The sequence below is a fragment of the Cellulomonas sp. P4_A2 genome, assembly GCF_056402515.1.
Map to the genome: position 1 here is coordinate 1 of NZ_JBFUHG010000022.1, position 20029 is coordinate 20029.

The 20029-nt window shown below is 72.5% G+C and carries 19 protein-coding genes; 14 read left to right on the top strand and 5 right to left on the bottom strand.

The window, feature by feature from the left end:
• Both infB and rbfA read left to right on the top strand, forming a co-directional pair.
• A partial coding sequence (gene infB, locus AC1DUE_RS17560; RefSeq protein WP_477040703.1) for a translation initiation factor IF-2 occupies window positions 1–2493 on the top strand: 2493 nt, incomplete at its 5' end.
• An 81-nt stretch (window positions 2494–2574) separates the two neighbouring features.
• Complete coding sequence (rbfA, locus tag AC1DUE_RS17565) at window positions 2575–3009, top strand: 30S ribosome-binding factor RbfA (protein ID WP_477040704.1); 435 nt, start codon at window positions 2575–2577, stop codon at window positions 3007–3009.
• Window positions 3010–3060: 51 nt separating this feature from the next.
• Here rbfA and AC1DUE_RS17570 read toward each other — a convergent pair whose 3' ends face one another.
• Window positions 3061–4500 (bottom strand): MFS transporter, encoded by a 1440-nt coding sequence (locus AC1DUE_RS17570; protein WP_477040705.1) that lies wholly within the window; start codon window positions 4498–4500, stop codon window positions 3061–3063.
• Between the two features lie 76 nt (window positions 4501–4576).
• On the opposite strand from AC1DUE_RS17570, the gene AC1DUE_RS17575 reads away from it, so the two are divergent.
• The 6 genes from AC1DUE_RS17575 (at window position 4577) to AC1DUE_RS17600 (ending at window position 11398) form a co-directional block, all read left to right on the top strand.
• A complete protein-coding gene (locus tag AC1DUE_RS17575; protein ID WP_477040706.1) occupies window positions 4577–5167 on the top strand; it encodes a TetR/AcrR family transcriptional regulator in 591 nt (196 codons plus the stop codon).
• Window positions 5164–6099: a tRNA pseudouridine(55) synthase TruB gene (truB, locus tag AC1DUE_RS17580; protein ID WP_477040707.1), complete on the top strand. Its 936-nt coding sequence runs from the start codon at window positions 5164–5166 to the stop codon at window positions 6097–6099. The genes AC1DUE_RS17575 and truB overlap by 4 nt, the downstream gene beginning before the upstream one ends.
• 104 nt (window positions 6100–6203) lie before the next feature.
• On the top strand, window positions 6204–7250 hold the full coding sequence (locus AC1DUE_RS17585) for a bifunctional riboflavin kinase/FAD synthetase (protein WP_477040708.1): 1047 nt from the start codon (window positions 6204–6206) through the stop codon (window positions 7248–7250).
• Window positions 7251–7343: 93 nt separating this feature from the next.
• Complete coding sequence (rpsO, locus tag AC1DUE_RS17590) at window positions 7344–7613, top strand: 30S ribosomal protein S15 (RefSeq protein WP_477040709.1); 270 nt, start codon at window positions 7344–7346, stop codon at window positions 7611–7613.
• A gap of 217 nt (window positions 7614–7830) precedes the next feature.
• The gene (locus tag AC1DUE_RS17595; protein WP_477040710.1) at window positions 7831–10053 is read left to right on the top strand and encodes a polyribonucleotide nucleotidyltransferase; all 2223 of its coding nucleotides are present in this window, start codon (window positions 7831–7833) and stop codon (window positions 10051–10053) included.
• A 1-nt stretch (window position 10054) separates the two neighbouring features.
• Window positions 10055–11398, top strand: coding sequence for a M16 family metallopeptidase (locus AC1DUE_RS17600; RefSeq protein WP_477040711.1), 1344 nt, complete (start codon window positions 10055–10057; stop codon window positions 11396–11398).
• A gap of 4 nt (window positions 11399–11402) precedes the next feature.
• Here the strand turns inward: AC1DUE_RS17600 and uxaC are convergent, their stop codons facing one another.
• Together uxaC and AC1DUE_RS17610 are read right to left on the bottom strand one after the other, a co-directional pair.
• Entirely contained in the window at window positions 11403–12818 is a 1416-nt protein-coding gene (uxaC, locus tag AC1DUE_RS17605) for a glucuronate isomerase (protein ID WP_477040712.1), read from the bottom strand.
• Window positions 12815–13849 (bottom strand): LacI family DNA-binding transcriptional regulator, encoded by a 1035-nt coding sequence (locus tag AC1DUE_RS17610; RefSeq protein WP_477040713.1) that lies wholly within the window; start codon window positions 13847–13849, stop codon window positions 12815–12817. Before AC1DUE_RS17610 ends, uxaC begins: the two co-directional genes overlap by 4 nt.
• Before the next feature lie 155 nt (window positions 13850–14004).
• Here AC1DUE_RS17610 and AC1DUE_RS17615 point away from each other — a divergent pair, with 155 nt between their 5' ends.
• The 6 genes from AC1DUE_RS17615 to AC1DUE_RS17640 are packed head-to-tail and all read left to right on the top strand — an operon-like array spanning window position 14005 to window position 18804.
• A complete protein-coding gene (locus tag AC1DUE_RS17615) occupies window positions 14005–14199 on the top strand; it encodes a hypothetical protein (protein ID WP_477040714.1) in 195 nt (64 codons plus the stop codon).
• On the top strand, window positions 14192–15523 hold the full coding sequence (locus AC1DUE_RS17620) for a mannitol dehydrogenase family protein (RefSeq protein WP_477040715.1): 1332 nt from the start codon (window positions 14192–14194) through the stop codon (window positions 15521–15523). The genes AC1DUE_RS17615 and AC1DUE_RS17620 overlap by 8 nt, the downstream gene beginning before the upstream one ends.
• A 3-nt stretch (window positions 15524–15526) precedes the next feature.
• On the top strand, window positions 15527–16756 hold the full coding sequence (manD, locus tag AC1DUE_RS17625; RefSeq protein WP_477040716.1) for a D-mannonate dehydratase ManD: 1230 nt from the start codon (window positions 15527–15529) through the stop codon (window positions 16754–16756).
• Between the two features lie 30 nt (window positions 16757–16786).
• Window positions 16787–17590: a hypothetical protein gene (locus tag AC1DUE_RS17630; RefSeq protein WP_477040717.1), complete on the top strand. Its 804-nt coding sequence runs from the start codon at window positions 16787–16789 to the stop codon at window positions 17588–17590.
• An 11-nt stretch (window positions 17591–17601) separates the two neighbouring features.
• Window positions 17602–18351: a 4-hydroxy-tetrahydrodipicolinate reductase gene (dapB, locus tag AC1DUE_RS17635; RefSeq protein WP_477040718.1), complete on the top strand. Its 750-nt coding sequence runs from the start codon at window positions 17602–17604 to the stop codon at window positions 18349–18351.
• Between the two features lie 3 nt (window positions 18352–18354).
• The gene (locus AC1DUE_RS17640) at window positions 18355–18804 is read left to right on the top strand and encodes a hypothetical protein (protein WP_477040719.1); all 450 of its coding nucleotides are present in this window, start codon (window positions 18355–18357) and stop codon (window positions 18802–18804) included.
• A gap of 37 nt (window positions 18805–18841) precedes the next feature.
• Here AC1DUE_RS17640 and AC1DUE_RS17645 read toward each other — a convergent pair whose 3' ends face one another.
• Together AC1DUE_RS17645 and AC1DUE_RS17650 are read right to left on the bottom strand one after the other, a co-directional pair.
• Window positions 18842–19405: an N-acetyltransferase family protein gene (locus AC1DUE_RS17645; protein ID WP_477040720.1), complete on the bottom strand. Its 564-nt coding sequence runs from the start codon at window positions 19403–19405 to the stop codon at window positions 18842–18844.
• The gene (locus tag AC1DUE_RS17650; RefSeq protein WP_477040721.1) at window positions 19405–19983 is read right to left on the bottom strand and encodes a TIGR00645 family protein; all 579 of its coding nucleotides are present in this window, start codon (window positions 19981–19983) and stop codon (window positions 19405–19407) included. Before AC1DUE_RS17650 ends, AC1DUE_RS17645 begins: the two co-directional genes overlap by 1 nt.
• Window positions 19984–20029: the final 46 nt, after the last annotated feature.

The following is a 20029-nucleotide window of genomic DNA, read 5'->3' on the forward strand; positions in this document are numbered from 1 at the left end:
GCACCCGCCCCCGCGGCCGCTGCGTCGACCGGTGCACCCGTCCGTCCCGGACCGCGTCAGGCCCCCGCGCCCGCCGCACGTCCCGGCAACAACCCGTTCGCACCCTCGCAGGGCATGCCCCGCCAGGGTGAGCGTCCCGGCGCCAACCGCTCCGGCGGCCCGCGTCCGGGCAACAACCCGTTCGCGCCCTCGCAGGGCATGCCGCGTCCGGGCGACCGTGACCGCCGCCCCGCGCCCACCGACGGTGCCCCCGTGGCGTCGGCCGGCGAGCGTCCCGGCGGTCCGCGTCCCGGTGGCCCCCGTCCCGGCGGTCCGCGTCCCAACCCGGGCATGATGCCGGGCCGCACGGCCAGCGGCGTCGGTCGTCCGGGCGAGCGCCCGGCCGGTCCCGGCGGCGGTCGTGCCGGTGGCGGCGCGGGCGGTGCCCGTGGCGGCTACGCCGGTCGTCCCGGCGGTGCGCCCGGTGGCGCTCCCGGCGGTGCACCCGGTGGCGGCGGCGGTTTCGCCGGTCGCCCCGGTGGCGGCGGCGGTCGTCCCGGTGGTGCCGGTCGCGGCAGCACGCAGGGCGCCTTCGGTCGTGCGGGCGGTCGTCCCGTCCGTGGCCGCAAGTCGAAGCGGGCGAAGCGTCAAGAGTTCGAGCAGATGCAGGCCCCCTCGCTGGGTGGCGTGCAGGTTCCCCGCGGCAACGGCAAGACCGTCGTCCGGCTGCGCCACGGCTCGTCGCTGAACGACTTCGCGGACAAGATCGACGCCAACCCCGCCGCACTGGTCACCGTGCTGTTCCACCTCGGTGAGATGGCCACGGCGACGCAGTCGCTCGACGAGGACACGTTCGGCACCCTCGCGGTCGAGCTCGGCTACATCATCGAGATGGTGTCGGCCGAGGAGGAGGACCGCGAGCTGCTCGGGGCCTTCGACATCGACCTGGACGCCGAGCTCGAGGCCGAGGGCGACGAGGACCTGACGGCACGGCCGCCGGTCGTCACCGTCATGGGCCACGTCGACCACGGAAAGACCAAGCTCCTCGACGCGATCCGTCAGACGGACGTCGTCGCGGGCGAGGCCGGCGGGATCACGCAGCACATCGGTGCCTACCAGGTGCACACCGTGCACGAGGGCGTCGACCGTGCGGTCACCTTCATCGACACCCCGGGCCACGAGGCGTTCACCGCCATGCGTGCCCGTGGTGCGCAGGTCACCGACATCGCGATCCTCGTGGTCGCGGCCGACGACGGCGTGATGCCCCAGACCATCGAGGCGCTCAACCACGCCCAGGCGGCCGGTGTGCCGATCGTGGTCGCGGTCAACAAGGTGGACAAGGAGGGGGCCAACCCCGACAAGATCCGCCAGCAGCTCACCGAGTACAACCTGGTGGCCGAGGAGTACGGCGGCGACACGATGTTCGTCGACGTCTCCGCGAAGCAGAACCAGGGCATCGACACGCTGCTCGAGGCGGTCCTCCTCACGGCGGACGCCGCGCTCGACCTGCGGGCGAACGCCGACAAGGACGCACGTGGTGTGGCCATCGAGGCGAACCTCGACAAGGGACGCGGTGCCGTCGCGACGGTCCTCGTCCAGTCGGGCACGCTCGAGGTCGGCGACGCGATCGTCGCCGGGACGGCCTACGGCCGCGTCCGTGCGATGTTCGACGAGCACGGCGAGCCGGTCCTCGTGGCCGGGCCGTCGCGTCCGGTCCAGGTGCTCGGCCTGACCTCGGTGCCTCGCGCCGGTGACACGTTCATCGTGGCTCCGGACGACCGCACCGCGCGTCAGATCGGCGAGAAGCGCGAGGCGGCCGAGCGTGCCGCCCTCCTGGCCAAGCGTCGCAAGCGCGTCAGCCTCGAGGACTTCACGCAGGCGCTCGCCCAGGGCAAGGTCGAGACCCTCAACCTGGTCCTCAAGGGCGACGTGTCGGGTGCCGTCGAGGCGCTCGAGGACGCTCTGCTCAAGATCGACGTGGGCGAAGAGGTCGAGCTGCGCGTCATCCACCGCGGTGTCGGTGCGATCACGCAGAACGACGTCAACCTGGCGACGGTCGACTCGGCCATCATCATCGGCTTCAACGTCAAGTACGCGGAGCGCGTCGAGGAGCTGGCTGACCGCGAGGGCGTCGACGTGCGCTTCTACTCGGTCATCTACCAGGCGATCGACGACGTCGAGGCGGCCCTCAAGGGCATGCTCAAGCCGGAGTACGAGGAGGTGCAGCTCGGTTCCGCCGAGGTGCGCGAGGTCTTCCGGTCGTCGAAGTTCGGCAACATCGCCGGCTCGATCGTCCGGTCGGGCCTCATCCGACGGAACACGAAGGCGCGCGTCACGCGTGGCGGCAAGATCATCGGGGACAACCTGACGATCGAGTCGCTCAAGCGGTTCAAGGACGACGCCACCGAGGTCCGCGAGGGCTTCGAGTGCGGTATCGGCCTGGGGTCGTTCAACGACGTCGAGATCGGCGACACCATCGAGACCTGGGAGATGCGCGAGAAGCCTCGCGCCTGACCTCAGTGATCACCGGGCCGCGGGGCGGGCGAGTTCTCTTCGCCCGCCCCGCGGTCTCCCACCAGCAGAAGGAGCGATCCGATGGCGGACACCGCCCGCGCCCGCAAGCTCAGCGAGCGCATCCAGCAGGTCGTCGCGCAGATGCTCGACACCCGGATCAAGGACCCCCGGCTCGGCTTCGTCACCATCACGGACGTGCGCGTCACCGGTGACCTGCAGCACGCCGACGTCTTCTACACGGTCCTCGGCGACGACGGCGAGCGGGCCGACACCGCCAGGGCGCTCGAGAGCGCCAAGGGGATCATCCGCTCGGAGGTCGGCAAGCAGACCGGCATCCGGCTGACCCCGTCGCTGGACTTCCACCTCGACGCGCTGCCGGACACGTCCGCGCAGCTCGACGCCGCGCTCATCGAGGCGGCTCGTCGCGACCGCGAGGTGGCGGCCCTGGCCGCCGAGGCGACGTTCGCCGGCGACGCGGACCCGTACAAGAAGTCCGACGAGGACGACGAGGACTGACGCACGCACGACGAGGCCCCCGGGGACGTCCCCGGGGGCCTCGTCGTGCGGTCAGACCTCCTTGCCCGTGCTCTTCGGCATCCAGAGCAGGACCACGAGGGCGCCGACCGCCACGACGACGGCCGCGACGTAGGCCGCGGGCTGCAGGCCCGCCGCGTACCCGCCCGGGGTGAGCGTGCCGTCCGAGGCGGTGAACACGGCCACGAGCGACGCGACGCCGAGCGCGCCGCCGATCTCCCGCAGCGTGGCGTTCACCGAGCTCGCCGTGCCGTGGTCGTCGGGCTGCATGTCCGCGAGCACGGCCGTCGCGCTCGGGGCGAACGTCAGGCCCATCCCGATGCCGGCGAGCGCGAGGCCGGGGACCAGGTCGGCGTACGTGAGGGTGTCGCTGGTGACCAGGAGCCCCTGCCACGCCAGGCCGGCCGCCTGCAGCAGCAGCCCGGTGAACAGGAGCGGCCGGACGCCGATGCGCGGTGCGAGCATCCCGGCGATGGGAGCGAAGATCATCGGCGCCGCGGTCCAGGGCAGCGTCCGGATGCCGGCCTGCAGGGGAGTGAACCCCATGCCGATCTGCAGGTACTGCGCGAGCAGGAAGACGAGCCCGAAGACGCCGAACGAGAACGCCAGGGCGCTGATGTTGGCCACCGAGAACGACCGCTCGCGGAACAGCCGCAGGGGGACGAGCGGGTGGTCGGTCCGCGACTCGCGCGCGACGAACGCGACCAGGAGCAGGACGCCGAGCACGAGGCCACCGAGGACCCGGGTGGAGGTCCAGCCGTCGTCGTTCCCGCGGATGATCGACCAGACGATCGACAGGACGGCGGTCCCGGCGAGCGCGAGGCCGATCAGGTCGAGCGGCTGACGTCGCCCGTGCGACTCGGGCAGCGCCCACAGGACGAGCGGGATGGCGAGCAGGGCCACCGGGACGTTGATCCAGAAGATCGCCTCCCACGAGATGCCGTCGACGACCGCCCCGCCGATGACCGGGCCCAGTGCGACACCGAGACCGGACACCCCGCCCCAGACGCCGATCGCCATGGCCCGCCTGCCGGCCGGCACGGCACCGGCGAGCAGCGCGAGGGACAGCGGCATGATCGCGGCCGCGCCGGCACCCTGGAGGGCCCGCGCGCCGATGAGCATCTCGGGGCTCGTGGCGAGCGCGGACAGGATGGACGCACCGCCGAAGACGGCGATGCCGGCGATGAACACCCGACGCCTGCCGAGCCGGTCGCCGAGCGTCGCGGCGGCGATCATGAGCGTCGCGAAGCTGAGCGTGTACGCGTTGACCATCCACTGCAGCTGCTCGAGCGAGGCGTTCAGCTCGGTCCGCAGGACGGGGAGCGCGGTGGTCATGACGAGGTTGTCGAGCGTCGCCATGAACATGGGGACGGACGCGGCGACGAGCGCGATCGCGGTGCCGCGGCGGCGGAGCACGGGACGCGGCTGGACCGGGGTGTCCGCCCGAGACGCAGCGGGTGTCGTGAGGGTCACGAGGGCTCCTAGGCTTGTTGGCATTGATTGATTACTACCAAGCGCAACGCTAGGCATCGACTGATAACATGTCAACATGTCCGAGCAGATCGACCAACATGTCCCGACGTCCTCGTCGCGGATGACCGGCGCCGCACGCCGCGACCAGATCCTCGCGGCGGCGCGACGCGTGTTCGCCGACAAGGGCTACGCAGCGACCACCGACGAGGTCGCCCGCGCGGCCGGCGTGTCGCAGCCCTATGTCGTGCGGCTCTTCGGGTCCAAGCGCGAGCTGTTCCTGGCGGCGTACCGGCAGGCTTGCCTCGAGATCGAGGCCGCGCTGGGCTCGGTCGAGGCGGGACCCGACGCCGGCGAGCGGATGGCGGCGGCGTACGTCCGGCTCCTGGACGACCGCGACCTGCTCCGGCTGACGATGCACGGCTTCCTGGCCGGCCACGACGACGAGGTGGGCAAGATCGCCCGGCATACGCTCGGCGAGGCGTTCCGGTTGTTCCGCGACCGCTCGGGCGCCTCCGACGACGAGGCCCGCGTCTTCGTCGCGTCCGGCATGCTCATCAACGTCCTGCTCGCGGTCGACGCCCCGGCGCACCCAGGGGAGGACGCCGGCATGGACGCGCTCGTCGAGTGCGTCCGGACGGCCATCGACGAGCAGCGCCGCACCGCGTGACGCGCAAGGAGACGACGGAGCGGGCGCCGCGCAGGCCGACCGCCGCCGACGGCGTCGTCGTCGTGGACAAGCCCGCCGGCTGGACCAGCCACGACGTCGTCGCGAAGCTGCGCTGGCTCGCCGGCACCCGCAAGGTCGGCCACGCCGGGACGCTCGACCCCATGGCGACCGGAGTGCTCGTGATCGGGATCGGCCGCGCGACGAGGCTGCTGACGTACATCGTCGGCGCCGACAAGGAGTACACCGCGACCATCCGGCTCGGCGTGAGCACGACCACCGACGACGCCGAGGGAGAGCCGCTGACCAGCGCCGACGCCTCGGGCGTGACCCGCGAGGAGCTGGACCGGGGGATCGCCGCGCTGACCGGGCAGATCCAGCAGGTGCCGAGCGCGGTCTCCGCGATCAAGGTGGACGGCCAGCGGGCGTACGCCCGGGTGCGCGCGGGGGAGGACGTCGAGCTCGCGGCCCGTCCCGCCACGGTCTCCCGGTTCGACGTCCACGACGTGCGCGTGGTCCACGAGGCGCTCGACGTCGACGTCACCGTCGTCGTCTCGTCGGGAACCTACGTCCGTGCCCTGGCCCGCGACCTGGGCGCCGGGCTCGGCGTCGGGGGACACCTGACCGCGCTGCGGCGCACGCGCGTCGGTGGGTACGGGCTGGCCGTGGCCCGCACGCTCGACGAGCTCGCCGAGGTCGCGCCCGACGTGCCGATCGACGTCGTCTCGCTCGCCGACTCGGCCCGCGCGACGTTCCCCGCCCGCGAGCTGACGCCCGAGGAGTCGGTCGCGCTCTCCTACGGGCAGCGGCTGTCGGCCCCAGGCGAGCAGGACACGGAGACGACGGCGGCGATCGCACCCGACGGGCGGCTGGTCGCCCTCGTCGAGACCCGCGGCGGTGCGGTGCGACCGGTGCTGGTGTTCGCGCCCGCCTGACCGGCGTTTCGGCGCTCGGCGCTCCAGGTGGCAGGCTGGACCCGGACGGTTGTGACCGCAGTCCGTCCGGACCGGCCCCCCTGGGTCCCTCGACAGGAGCTTGTGTGCAGCGTTGGAGCGCCCTCTCGGACGTCCCTGACGGATTCGGTCCCTCGGTCGTCACCATCGGCAACTTCGACGGCGTCCACCGCGGGCACGTCGGCGTCCTCACGCGCATGTGCGCCGACGCGCGTGCCGTGGGTGCGCAGGCCGTGGCGGTGACTTTCACCCCGCACCCGCAGCAGGTGCACCGCCCGGACACCGCCCCGCCGGTCATCACGGGCGACGACGACCGGCTCGAGCTGCTCGAGCGCACCGGCCTGGACGCCGTCCTCATGCTCACCTACACGCTCGAGTTCGCGCGGCAGACGCCCGACGAGTTCGTCCGGCGCTACCTGGTGGACGGGCTGCACGCGCGCACGGTCGTCGTCGGCCGGGACGTGCGGTTCGGCTGGAACAACTCGGGAGACCTGTCGACGATGGTCGAGCTCGGCCGGACCTACGGGTTCGACGTCGAGGTGATCGAGGACGTCACGCCGGCCGAGTCGGCCGACCCGGGCAGCGCGGAGGACCGCGTCGCCGACCCGTTGCGGCGCCGTTGGTCGTCGACCTGGGTGCGCGAGCTCCTCGAGGTCGGGGACGTCGTCCAGGCCGCCCGCGTGCTGGGCCGCCCGCACCGCATCCGCGGCACGGTCGTGCACGGCGACGCGCGCGGTCGCGAGCTGGGCTTCCCGACGGCGAACCTCGGGCCGGACGCCGAGGGCCTCGTGCCCGCCGACGGCGTGTACGCCGGCTGGCTGCGGCGGGCGTCGGCGGACGAGGCCGATCCCGACCGGGTGCTCCCGGCCGCGGTCTCGATCGGCACCAACCCGACGTTCGACGGTCTCGAGCGACGCGTCGAGGCCTACGTGCTCGACCGCACCGACCTCGACCTCTACGGGCAGGTGGTCGTGCTCGAGCTGGTGGAGCTGCTGCGCCCGACGTTGCGGTTCGACTCGATCGACGACCTGGTCGTCCAGATGCACGCGGACGTCGACCGGACGCGCGCGATCCTGGTGACGGGCACTCAGACGAGCACAGCCACCGATGCAAGGCCGACGCCCGCAGCCTGATAGTCTTGGTGCGCCGTCTGAACGGCCGCGGACAGAGAGAGCCCGGGTGGACATGCCCCGGCGCACCGCGCAACGAGTCAACCAGGAGATCGAGTGCCGCTCGAAAGTGCCGTCAAGCAGTCCATCATGGCCGAGTACGCCACCCACAAGGGTGACACCGGTTCCCCCGAGGTTCAGATCGCGATGCTGACGCAGCGCATCAAGGACCTCACGGAGCACCTCAAGACCCACAAGCACGACCACCACAGCCGCCGCGGTCTGCTGCTGCTCGTCGGTCAGCGTCGCCGCCTTCTCGGTTACCTCCAGAAGGTCGACATCAACCGCTACCGCAGCATCATCGAGCGGCTCGGCCTGCGCCGATAACGCCTTCCACCAGCCCGGACCCGGCACAGGGTCCGGGCTGGTGTGGCGTTACGCGCAGGTGTACGACGCTGTAGCTAGAAACTGCACCACCACACCGCGTCGGTCCGCTCGGTTCGGTCCTCGGTAGTGGCTTCCGGAAGCTCGAAGGAGAGTCCGGTGGTCTCGATCGAAGATCGCTCGCGGACGGCCGGCGCCTTCACGAAAGAGGAGGGCACCCGTGGAGGGTCCCGAGATCCAGTTCGCCGAAGCCGTGATCGACAACGGTCGCTTCGGCACCCGCACCGTCCGCTTCGAGACCGGCCGCATCGCCAAGCAGGCCGCCGGTTCCGCCGTCGCCTACCTCGACGGTGAGACCACGCTGCTCGCCGCCACCACGGCCGGCAAGCACCCGAAGGACCAGTTCGACTTCTTCCCGCTGACGATCGACGTCGAGGAGCGGTCGTACGCGGCCGGCAAGATCCCCGGCTCGTTCTTCCGTCGCGAGGGCCGCCCGTCCACCGAGGCCATCCTCGCGTGCCGGCTCATCGACCGCCCGCTGCGCCCCCTGTTCGTCAAGGGCCTGCGCAACGAGGTCCAGGTCGTCATCACCGTGCTGTCGATCCACCCGGACGACTCGTACGACACCCTCGCCATCAACGCCGCGTCCATCTCGACGCAGCTGTCGGGCCTGCCGTTCTCCGGCCCCGTCGCCGGCGTGCGCGTCGCCCTCGTCGAGGGCCAGTGGGTCGCGTTCCCGCGCTACTCCGAGCGCGAGCGCGCCACGTTCGACATGGTCGTCGCCGGCCGCGTCGTCGGTGACGACGTCGCGATCGCGATGATCGAGGCCGAGGCTCCCGAGAAGTCCTGGAACATCATCAAGTTCGAGGGTGGCACCGCCCCCACGGAAGAGGTCGTGTCCCAGGGCATCGAGGCGGCCAAGCCGTTCATCAAGGTGCTCGTCCAGGCCCAGCAGGAGCTCGCCGCCAAGGCCGCCAAGGAGACCCAGGTCTTCCCGACGTTCCCCGACTACCAGGACGACGCCTACGCCGCCGTCGAGTCCTTCTCGACCGCGTCGCTGAGCGAGGCCCTGAGCATCGCGGACAAGCAGACGCGCGAGAACCGTCTCGACGAGATCAAGGGCGAGGTCGTCGCCGGTCTGGCCGAGCAGTTCGAGGGCCGCGAGAAGGAGCTGTCGGCCGCGTACCGCTCGGTCCAGAAGAAGCTCATCCGCCAGCGCATCCTCACGGACGGCTTCCGCATCGACGGTCGTGGCCTGCGGGACATCCGCACGCTCTCGGCCGAGGTCGAGGTCCTGCCCCGCGTGCACGGCTCGGCGATCTTCGAGCGCGGCGAGACCCAGATCCTGGGTGTCACCACGCTGAACATGCTGCGCATGGAGCAGCAGCTCGACACGCTCTCCCCGGAGACGCGCAAGCGCTACATGCACAACTACAACTTCCCGCCCTACTCCACGGGCGAGACGGGTCGCGTCGGTTCGCCGAAGCGTCGCGAGATCGGCCACGGGGCGCTCGCCGAGCGCGCGCTCATGCCGGTGCTCCCGAGCCGCGAGGAGTTCCCCTACGCGATCCGCCAGGTCTCCGAGGCGCTGAGCTCCAACGGCTCGACCTCGATGGGCTCGGTCTGCGCGTCCACCCTGTCGCTGCTCAACGCCGGTGTGCCGCTGCGCGCGCCGGTCGCGGGCATCGCGATGGGTCTGGTGTCCGACACGGTGAACGGTGAGACGCGCTACGCGGCCCTCACCGACATCCTCGGCGCCGAGGACGCCTTCGGTGACATGGACTTCAAGGTCGCCGGCACCCGCGAGTTCGTCACGGCCATCCAGCTCGACACCAAGCTCGAGGGCATCCCCGCCTCGGTGCTCGCCGGTGCGCTGACCCAGGCCAAGGAGGCTCGCCTGGCGATCCTCGACGTCATCGCCGAGGCGATCGACGTGCCCGACGAGATGAGCCCGTTCGCTCCCCGCGTCATCACGGTGAAGGTCCCCGTCGACAAGATCGGCGAGGTCATCGGGCCGAAGGGCAAGATGATCAACCAGATCCAGGAGGAGACCGGGGCCGACATCTCGATCGAGGACGATGGCACGGTCTACATCGGCGCCACCGACGGTCCGTCGGCGGAGGCCGCGCGTGCGGCGATCAACGCGATCGCCAACCCGCACATGCCAGAGATCGGTGAGCGCTTCGTCGGCACGGTCGTCAAGACCACGACGTTCGGTGCGTTCGTCTCGCTCTCGCCGGGCAAGGACGGTCTGCTGCACATCTCGCAGATCCGCCGCCTCGTGGGTGGCAAGCGCGTCGAGAACGTCGAGGACGTCCTGTCCATCGGGCAGAAGGTCCAGGTCGAGATCGGCGAGATCGACCCGCGCGGCAAGCTCTCCCTGCACGCGGTCGTCGAGGACGAGGCACCTGCGGAGGGTGCTGCCGAGTCGGTCGACGCCTGACGTGCCGCTGGACCTCCCGCTCGTCCGTCCGGGTCGGCCGGGCAGCGAGCTGACCGTCGGGCAGGACGGCGACGCCATCGTGCGTCGTTCCGTCCTGCCCGGCGGGGTCCGCGTGCTCACGGAGCACATGCCGGGCCTGCGCTCGGCGACCGTGGGTGCCTGGGTGGGCGTCGGCTCGCGTGACGAGTCCGACGGCCACCACGGCTCGACGCACTTCCTCGAGCACCTGCTGTTCAAGGGCACCGCTCGACGCTCGGCGATGGACATCGCCGAGGCGTTCGACGCCGTCGGTGGCGAGGCCAACGCCGCCACCGGCAAGGAGCACACGTGCTACTACGCGCGGGTGCTCGACACCGACCTGCCGATGGCGGTCGACGTCATCGCGGACATGGTCACCTCCGCGCGCCTGGACACCGACGAGCTCGAGACCGAGCGCGGCGTGATCCTCGAAGAGCTCGCGATGAACGACGACGACCCGAGCGACGTCGTGCACGAGCAGTTCGCCGCCCTGGTGCTCGGCCAGCACGCGCTCGGCCGGCCCATCGGCGGCACCCCCGACACCATCCGCGCGGTCCCGCGCGACGCGGTGTGGGAGCACTACCGCCAGCACTACCAGTCCTCGACGCTCGTGGTCACGGCCGCGGGCGGCGTCGACCACGACCTGCTCTGCAAGCAGGTCACCGAGGCGCTGCACACGGGAGGCTGGTCGCTCGACGAGGGCGCCGAGCCCCGCGGGCGGCGGCTCTCGAGCGCCGGCCTCGTCGCCGGCCAGGAGGGCATCCCCGCGGAGGGCGTCGAACGCACGATCCGTCGCCAGACCGAGCAGGCGAACGTCATCATCGGCGGGACGTCCCTGACGGCCACCGACCCGCGGCGCTTCACGCTCTCGGTGCTCAACGCGGTGCTCGGCGGCGGCATGTCGTCGCGCCTGTTCCAGGAGATCCGCGAGCGTCGCGGGCTGGCCTACTCCACGTACTCGTTCGCCTCCGGGCACGCCGACACCGGCATCTTCGGCCTCTACGCGGGCTGCACGCCCGGCCGGGTCGACGAGGTCGTCGCGCTCATGGTCGAGGAGTGGGAGCGGATGGCGGACGCGCCCATCACGCAGGCCGAGCTCGAGCGGTCCATGGGCCAGCTGTCGGGCGGTCTCGTGCTCGGCATGGAGGACTCCGGGTCGCGCATGAGCCGCCTGGGCAAGTCCGAGCTGGTGCACGGGTCGCTGCTGAGCATCGACGAGTCGCTGGAGATGATCCGCGAGGTCACCGTCCAGGACGTGCAGGAGCTCGCCGCCGACCTCGCGTCGCGCCCGCGCTCCGTGGTCCGCGTCGGACCCTTCGGGGACTGACCGCTCAGCCGAGCCGGAACGTGGCCCGCGGGATCTCGTCGACGAGCCTGCGGGCCACGCCCAGCGCGTCGTCCTCGGAGATCTGGTGGGTCGCGACGAGCGAGGCCAGGTAGGCGGCGTCGAGCCTGCGCGACATGTCGTGCCGCGCGGGGATCGAGCAGAACGCCCGGGTGTCGTCGATGAACCCCGACGTCTTGGTGAACCCGGCGCTGTCCGTCACCGCCTGGCGGTAGCGCCAGATGGCGGCGGGCGAGTCGAGGAACCACCACGGCGCGCCCGCGTAGACGCTCGGGTAGAACCCGGCGAGCGGTGCGATCTCCCGGCTGAACGTCGTCTCGTCGACCGTGAAGAGCACCAGCCGGAACGCCGGGTCGGTGCCGAACGCGTCGAGGATCGGCGTGAGGGGCCGCGTGAACGCCCCCGTGTCGGGCAGGTCGTGACCGGTGTCCGGCCCGAACGCCGCGAGCGTCGGGGCGTGGTGGTTGCGGATGACGGCGGGGTGCAGCTGCATGACGAGGCCGTCGTGCGCCGACATCTCGGCGAGCCGGAACAGCAGGTTGCGGCGGTAGGCGACCGCGTCGTCCGGTGAGACGTCGCCGCGCAGGCCGGCGGCGTGGATGCGCTCGGCCTCGGGGTCGGGCAGCGGCGTGCTGCCCGCGTCCGGCACGCCCGTGTCCGTGGCCGTCCCGCCCGCCGCGAGGAACGCCTCCCGGCGCGCGCGCAGGGCCGCCAGCAGACCCGTGTAGGTGGTCGTGTCGACGTCGGCTGCCTCGGCGAGCCTGGCGAGTGCCCCGGTCCAGGACGGCTGCGAGGGGTCCATGTAGCGGTCGGCCCGGAACGTCGGGAGCACGCGTCCCGTGAAGGTCGGGTCGGCGCGCAGCGCGTGGTGCGCGGACAGGTCGTCGGCCGGGTCGTCGGTGGTGGCCAGGACCTCGATGCCGAACCGCTCGAACAGCGCGCGCGGGCGGAACTCGTCCCGGGCGAGCGCGTCGGCGAGCTGGTCGTACTGCGCGTCGGCGTTCGCGGCGCTCGGGTGCTCGGTGAGCCCGAAGACGTCGTGCAGCTCGGACTCGAACCAGAACCGCACGGGGGTGCCCAGGAACAGGTCCCAGTGCTCGGCGAGGCGACGCCAGACGTCCCGGCCGCCGGTGGTCGGCGGCGCGCCGTCCCGGCTCAGGCCCAGGTCGTCGAGCGGCACTCCCGCGGCGTGCAGGAGGCGCAGGACGTAGTGGTCCGGGGTGATGAGCAGGGCGGCCGGGTCGTCGAACGGCTCGTCGTCGAGGAGCAGGCGGGCGTCGACGTGGCCGTGCGGGGAGTAGATCCGTGCGCCGGCGACCTCGGCGTACAGCCGGCGGGCGATCTCCCGCTGGCCGGGCTCCGACGGGAGCAGACGGTCGGGGTGAGGTTGGAGCAGGGTCATGGGTGCCTGTCGTTCGCGGCCCTCGGGCCGGTCGAGGAGCGGATGGTCAGGTGGGTCGGCAGGGTCGCCCCACGCCGGGGGACCGGTGCCGCGGGGTCGTCGAGCCGGGCGAGGAGGATCGACACGGCCGTGCGGCCCGCCTGCTCGATCGGGGCCGTCAGGGTGGTGAGCGGCGGGTTGCAGAAGTCGGCACCGAAGATGTCGTCGCAGCCCACGATCGAGATGTCGCCGGGCACCGAGACCCCGCGCTGGCGCAGGCGCTCGAGCATGCCGATGGCGAGCAGGTCGTTGAACGCGATGCAGGCCGTGATCCCCGCGTTCACCGCGGCATCCGCGGCCGCGGCGCCCGCCGACCTGCGCGGCGCGAACGGGCCGATGCGCCCGGGGGTGAGCCCGTGGCGCTCGGCCGCCCGCTGCAGCGCCCGCCAGCGGCCCTCGTTGGGCCAGGACGTCTCGGGACCCGACGCGTAGGCGATCCGGGTGTGGCCGAGCGACACGAGGTGCTCGAGGGCCTGCTCGATCCCGTTGGGGGTGTCGATGAAGACGGTCGGCACGCCGGGTGTCTGGCGGTTGATCGCCACGAGCGGGATCTCGACGGCCAGGGCGACGAGCCGGCGCTCGGAAAGTCGCGACGCCGCGAGGATCGCGCCGTCGTACGACCGCCGCAGCCGGTGCAGCATGCCGTCCTCGAGCTCGTCGCTCTCCTCGGTGTCCACCAGCAGCTGGGTGTAGCCGGCGGCCTTCAGCTGCTGCTGCGTGCCCCGGATGATGTCGAAGTAGAACGGGTTGGTCACGTCCGAGACCAGGACGGCGACGGTCTTGGTCTTGCCCGACGTCAGGGCGCGGGCCGGCGCGCTCGGCACGTAGCGCATCTCGGCCGCCACCTGCTGGATGCGGTCGCGGGTGGCCGCGTTCACGCGCCCGGGGTTGGTCAGCGCGCGCGAGACCGTCGAGGTGGCCACGCCCGTGGCGGCCGCGATGTCGGCGAGCGTCGCCGGGCGTGCGGCGCCGTCGTCGGCGCGGGGGTTCATGGGGCCGAGCAAAGCACATCGCGCGAATTGTTGGCAAACATTGGCAAACGGTTGCAGCCCGAATCGCCACGTCCCTAGAGTCACGGCAACCGGGGCGACCGACCCGACAGATCGGAGGGTCGCAGCCCCCCGCATCGCACTCGAAGGAGAGTCGGATGAAGGCGCGTCAGATGCTCGGTCCGTACCGCGCCCACGTGCACGTGAAGAACGTCGCCCGGACGGTCACCGGCACGGACGGGTTCGGCGGCGCGACCACCTGGGTCGAGGGATGGGCGCCGCGGCGCAGCGGGCAGGCCGACATCGAGGCCTACCGGGCCGTGCATGCGCGCGTGGCGGAGCGTCGTGCCTGAGCGCACCCGTCGACCGCCGGTACGCGTCGTCCACCTCGGGCTGGGGGCGTTCCACCGTGCGCACCAGGCCTGGTACACCGACGGTGCCGACGACGCGTGGGGGATCGCGGCGTTCACCGGCCGCTCGCCGGCGGCCGCCGTCGCCCTCGCGGCGCAGGACGGGCTCTACGTCCTGGTCGAGCGTGGGGCGGACGGCGACTCCGCGACCCTGGTGCAGAGCATCGTCGAGGCGCACGACGGCGGCGACGTCCGCGCGTGGCGTGCCGCCGTCGCCGATCCTGCGGTCGCCGTGCTGACGCTCACGGTGACGGAGGCCGGGTACCACGCGACGGCGTCCGGCGACCTCGACGGGACGGACGAGGCCGTGCGGTCCGACGTCGTCGCGCTGCGCGCGGGCGGTGCGGCGCGCACGGCGCCGGGGCGCCTGGTCGACGGGCTGCGGTCGCGACGAGCCGCGGGCTGCGGGCCGGTCGCGGTCGTGAGCTGCGACAACCTGCCCGCCAACGGAGCGGTCGTCGGGGCGGTCGTCCGCGGCCTGGCCCGGCTGGTGGACGCCGACCTCGACGACTGGATCGGTCGGAACGTGTCGTTCGTGTCGACGATGGTGGACCGGATCACGCCGGCCACGACGGACGCCGACCGTGCGGCGGCCCGCGAGCTGACCGGCTTCGCCGACGCCGTGCCGGTGGTCACCGAACCGTTCAGCGAGTGGGTGCTGAGCGGGGACTTCCCGGCCGGGCGACCGGCCTGGGAACGGCTCGGCGCGCGGTTCGTCGACGACATCGAGCCCTACGAGCGGCGCAAGCTCTGGCTGCTCAACGCCGGGCACTCCCTGCTCGCCTACCGCGGCCGCCTGCTCGGGTTCGAGACCGTCGGCCAGGCGTGCGGACCGCTGTCGGAGGAGCTCGAACGGCTCTGGCGCGAGGCCCGACCGCTGCTGCCGCTCGACGCGGCCGAGATCGACGGCGCGCTCGCGGCGCTGCGCGACCGGTTCGCCAACCCCCGGATCCGCCACGGCCTCGAGCAGATCGGGACGGACGGATCGTTCAAGCTGCCCGTCCGGGTGGTCGAGCCCGTGCGCCGCCGCCTCGCCGCGGGCCTGGGTGCCGGGCCGGCGCAGCTCGGCGTGCTCGCCGCCTGGGCCTCGTACCTCGTGCGGTTCGGTCCGACCGACCGCCCGTCCGAGGCGCTCACCGATGCGTTGCGCGGCATGCTCGACCCGGGGGCCCGTGCCGCGGCGGTGCTCGCGGCGATCGCCCCGGACCTCGCCGCCGACCTCCTCGACCCGCTCGCCACCCGCATGACCGAACTCGAAAGGCTCTGACCTGTGCTCATCACGTCCGCCGAGGTGCTCGTCTCGAGCCCGGGCCGCAACTTCGTCACCCTGCGCCTGACCACCGACGACGGCCACGTCGGCCTGGGCGACGCGACGCTCAACGGGCGCGAGCTCGCGGTCGTCGCCTATCTCGCCGAGCACGTCGTGCCGCTGCTGATCGGCAAGGACGCGCACCGCATCGAGGACATGTGGCAGTTCCTCTACAAGGGCGCCTACTGGCGTCGCGGGCCCGTGACCATGGCCTCGATCGCCGCCGTGGACACCGCCCTGTGGGACATCAAGGCGCGGGCCGCGGGGATGCCGCTGTACCAGCTGCTCGGCGGCCGCAGCAGGACCGGGGCCTTGACCTACGGGCACGCGAGCGGCGCCGACCTGCCCGAGCTGTTCGACTCGGTGCGCGACCACCTCGAGCAGGGCTTCCGGGCCATCCGCATCCAGTCGGGCATCCCCGGCCTCGGGACGGTCTACGGCGTCGCGTCGAGTGCGGCCGACGGCGCCGGACGCTACGACCACGAACCCGCCCGCCGGTCCGCCGCACCGACCGAGGAGGTCTGGGACACGCGTGCCTACCTGCGCCACGTCCCGGGCGTCTTCGAGGCGGTACGGGGCGAGTTCGGTCCCGAGCTGCCGCTCCTGCACGACGCCCACCACCGGCTGACCCCGATCCAGGCGGCCAAGCTCGGGAAGTCCCTCGAGCCGTTCGACCTCTTCTGGCTCGAGGACGTGACACCGGCCGAGAACACGGCGGCGCTGCGGCGCGTGCGCGAGCACACGACGACGCCACTGGCCATCGGCGAGGTGTTCAACACGATCTGGGACTACCGCGAGCTCTTCGAGGAGCAGCTCATCGACTACGTGCGCTCGCCCGTCACGCACGCCGGCGGCATCACCGCGCTGCGCCGGATCCTCGACTACGCGGCGGTCTACCAGATCAAGTCCGGCGTGCACGGCCCCACCGACATCTCGCCGGTCGGCCTCGCGGCGTCGCTGCACCTCGGTGTCGCCATCCCGAACTTCGGCATCCAGGAGTACATGACGCACAGCGCCGCCACCGACGAGGTGTTCCGGTCGCAGGTGCGGTTCGAGGGCGGCCTGCTGGTGCCCGGCGAGGGGCCGGGGCTCGGGGTCGTGTACGACGACGCCGTGGCCGACGCCCACCCCTACGCGGCGGCGTACCTGCCGATCAACCGGTTGTCCGACGGGTCGATGCACGACTGGTGATCCGGCGCGGTCCGCGCGCGATGATGGACCATGCCCATCGCACACGCGCGGTACCAGCGGTTCCCGACGGACGCCGTCGGCGACCTGGTCGAGCACGCCTGGGTGGTGCGCGACGAGTCGTCGGCCCGCGAGGTGCTGCTCCCCGACGGCCGAGGCCTGCTGCAGGTGGTGCTCGGCGGCCCCGGCGTGCGGGTGGACCCGCTCGGCGGGACGCACGAGCCGGACGTGTCCGGGGTGCGCGGCCTGACCACGGTCGCCGTGGTGCGCCAGAACCCCGCCGGCACCGTCCGGCTCGGGCTCCAGCTGCACCCGCTGGCCGGTGCCCGGATCGGCGCGCCGCTGAGCGACGGGTGGGTCGACGTCGACGCGCTGCTCGGCGCGGGCGTCCAGGCGGCCGTCGAGACGCTGCTGGCCGCCGGGTCGGACGCGGCGGCCGTCGCGCTCCTGACCGAGTCCGTCGGCGCGCTCCCGCGGCACGGGTCGGACGAGCTCGACCGGTTCGCCGGCGTGGTCCAGGCGATCGACGGCGCGGGCGGGCTGGTGCGCGCCGCGGACCTGGCTCGTCGCGCCGGGTGCACGGTCACCGAGCTCTACCGCTGGTCGGTCGGGCACCTCGGCGTCCCGCCCACCGAGTACCTCGCGGCGGTCCGGTTCTCGACGTTCGTGCGCGAGGCGGTCGGGCCGGGCACCGTCGGTCCGGAGGCCGTCGTGACGGCGCTGCAGTGGTACGTGCGCGCCGGGTACCCGCCGCGCGAGGTGGAGCGGTTCACCGGGCTCGAACCGGCCGAGCTGCGTCGGCTCGCGGAGGCCGTCGCCTCGCTGGTCGACGGATAGGGTTTCCCCCCGTGAGCGAACGCATCAGGGTGGCCGTGCTGGGTGCGGCGGGCCGCATGGGACAGACCGTCGTCCGCGCCGTCGAAGGTGCCCCGGACCTCGAGCTCGTCGCCGCGCTCGACGCCGGCGACGACCTCGCGGGCGCGTCCGGCGCGCAGGTGGCGATCGACTTCACCGTCCCGGCGGTGACCGAGGGCAACGTGCACGCGCTCGTCGACGCGGGCATCCACGTCGTCGTCGGCACGACGGGCTGGACCGACGAGTCGCTGGCGCGCGTGCGCGACCACCTCGCCGACCGGCCGGGCGTCGGCGTCGTCGTCGCCCCGAACTTCGCGCTCGGCGCGGTGCTGGCCATGGCGTTCGCGGCGAAGGCGGCCCCGTGGTTCGAGTCGGTCGAGATCATCGAGCTGCACCATCCCGACAAGATCGACGCACCGTCCGGCACGGCCAGGCACACGGCCACCGCGATCTCGGCTGCGCGGGCGGCGGCGGGCCGAGGCCCGGTGCCCGACGCGACCTCCGAGTCGCTCGACGGTGCCCGCGGCGCGTCCGTGGACGGCATCCCCGTGCACTCGGTGCGGCTGCGCGGCCTGGTGGCGCACGAGGAGATCCTGCTGGGCAACGCGGGGGAGCAGCTGACCATCCGGACCGACTCGTTCGACCGTGTGAGCTTCATGCCCGGCGTGCTGCTCGCCACCCGGCAGGTGGTCGGCCGGCCCGGTCTGACGGTCGGCCTCGAGCACCTGCTCGACCTGGCCTGACCTGTGAGCTCACGCGCCCGCGCGGTCGCCGGTGCCGTCGTCCTGACCGCCCTGCTCGGGCTCTACGTCTGGCTCGTGGCAGCCCGCGCGACGGCGCTGATCGGCACCGGCGAGCCGATCGCGGTGGTCCTCGGCCTCGCGCTGTGGGTGCTGCCCATCCTGGTGATCTGGCTGGTGTACCGCGAGTGGTCGCTCGCGGTCGACGTGCAGCGGATGGCCGACGAGCTCGCCGCCGCTGACGAGCTGCCGATCGACGACCTGCCGCGCTCAGCCGGCGGTCGGATCGACCGCGCCGCCGCCCGGGCCGCGTTCGAGCCCGCGCGGGAGCTGGCCGAGGCGGAGCCCGACGACTGGCGCTCCTGGTACCACCTGGCGTTCGCCTACGACGCCGCGGGGGACCGGCGTCGCGCGCGCGAGTCGCTGCGGAAGGCGAGCGCCCTGCACAAGGCGTGAGCGCTGTGCGGGGCGGGCGCCCTGCACGAGGGCACCTCTAGATCGACGCCGACCAGCGGTGCTCGGTGACCACGCGGGGCGTGCCGTCCGGCAGCTCGCCCGACGCGAGCTCGCGCGCGACGTCGTCGGGACCCAGGCCGGACGACGCGAGGAACTGGGCCCGCGCGCTGTCCCCGTCGAGGACCCATGTGTGCACCTGGTCGGCGCCGTCCTCGCGCAGCGTGTCCACCGCGGCCGCGAGCAGCCGGGACCCGTGGCCGCTGCGCTGCTGGGAGGGCTCGACCTCGAGCGTGAGGATCACGCCGCCGGGCGCGTCGAACGGACGCCCCTCGGGGGCGGGCACGGGAGCCAGGGACACCACGCCGACGACCGTCGCCCCCTCGCACGCGACCAGGACCCGGAACCCGGCCCCCGGAGGCGTGCTGACGGCTGCGGCCCACTGCGCCTCGATCGCCGACTCGTCGAGCAGGTCCAGCGCGCCGGCCAGGACGTCGGCGTGCGAGACCCGCCACGCGTCGACCTGGATGCGGGCGATCGCGTGCTCGTCACCCCGGACCGCGGGCCGCACGGAGACGTCCGCGTTCTCGGTGAACAGCGGCATCAGGCGACTCCTGCGGGTTCGGGGACGAGCACGGTCTTGGCCGGGTGCTTCGTCGAGACCTTGTCGATCCACGCGAGCGCCACTGCGGAGACGATAAACGCCAGATGGATGATCGTCTGCCACAGGAGCACGTCGGTGCCGTCGGTCGCGATGATCGAGCGGGCCTCGATGAAGCTGCGCAGCAGGTGGATCGACGAGATGCCGATGATCGACATGGCGAGCTTCGTCTTGAGCACGTTGGCGTTGACGTGCGAGAGCCACTCGGGCTGGTCGGGGTGGTCGTCGAGGCGGATGCGCGACACGAACGTCTCGTAGCCGCCGACGATCACCATGATCAGCAGGTTGGCGATCATCACGACGTCGACGAGGCCGAGGACGCCGAGCATCATCTCCTCCTCGGTCAGCCCGTGGCCGCCGAAGACGCCCTCGGCGATGTGCCAGAGCTCGAGCATGAACTGCCAGACGTAGATCGCCTGCGCGACGATCAGGCCGAGGTAGAGCGGCACCTGCAGCCAGCGGGAGAAGAAGATCAGGGAGCCGAGACGGCTGGTGGGAACTCGGGTGGTGGGCGTTGCCACGGTGTCCTCCGGGGACGGTGCGGGGGCGACTCTTTCCTCACAGCAG

Bases quoted from the DNA above. Each gene is read 5' to 3' on its own strand.
- rbfA (WP_477040704.1), top strand. From the start codon at position 2,575: ATGGCGGACACCGCCCGCGCCCGCAAGCTCAGCGAGCGCATCCAGCAG.
- AC1DUE_RS17575 (WP_477040706.1), top strand. From the start codon at position 4,577: ATGTCCGAGCAGATCGACCAACATGTCCCGACGTCCTCGTCGCGGATG.
- uxaC (WP_477040712.1), bottom strand. From the start codon at position 12,818: ATGACCCTGCTCCAACCTCACCCCGACCGTCTGCTCCCGTCGGAGCCC.
- AC1DUE_RS17610 (WP_477040713.1), bottom strand. From the start codon at position 13,849: ATGAACCCCCGCGCCGACGACGGCGCCGCACGCCCGGCGACGCTCGCC.
- AC1DUE_RS17615 (WP_477040714.1), top strand. From the start codon at position 14,005: ATGAAGGCGCGTCAGATGCTCGGTCCGTACCGCGCCCACGTGCACGTG.
- AC1DUE_RS17630 (WP_477040717.1), top strand. From the start codon at position 16,787: ATGCCCATCGCACACGCGCGGTACCAGCGGTTCCCGACGGACGCCGTC.
- AC1DUE_RS17645 (WP_477040720.1), bottom strand. From the start codon at position 19,405: ATGCCGCTGTTCACCGAGAACGCGGACGTCTCCGTGCGGCCCGCGGTC.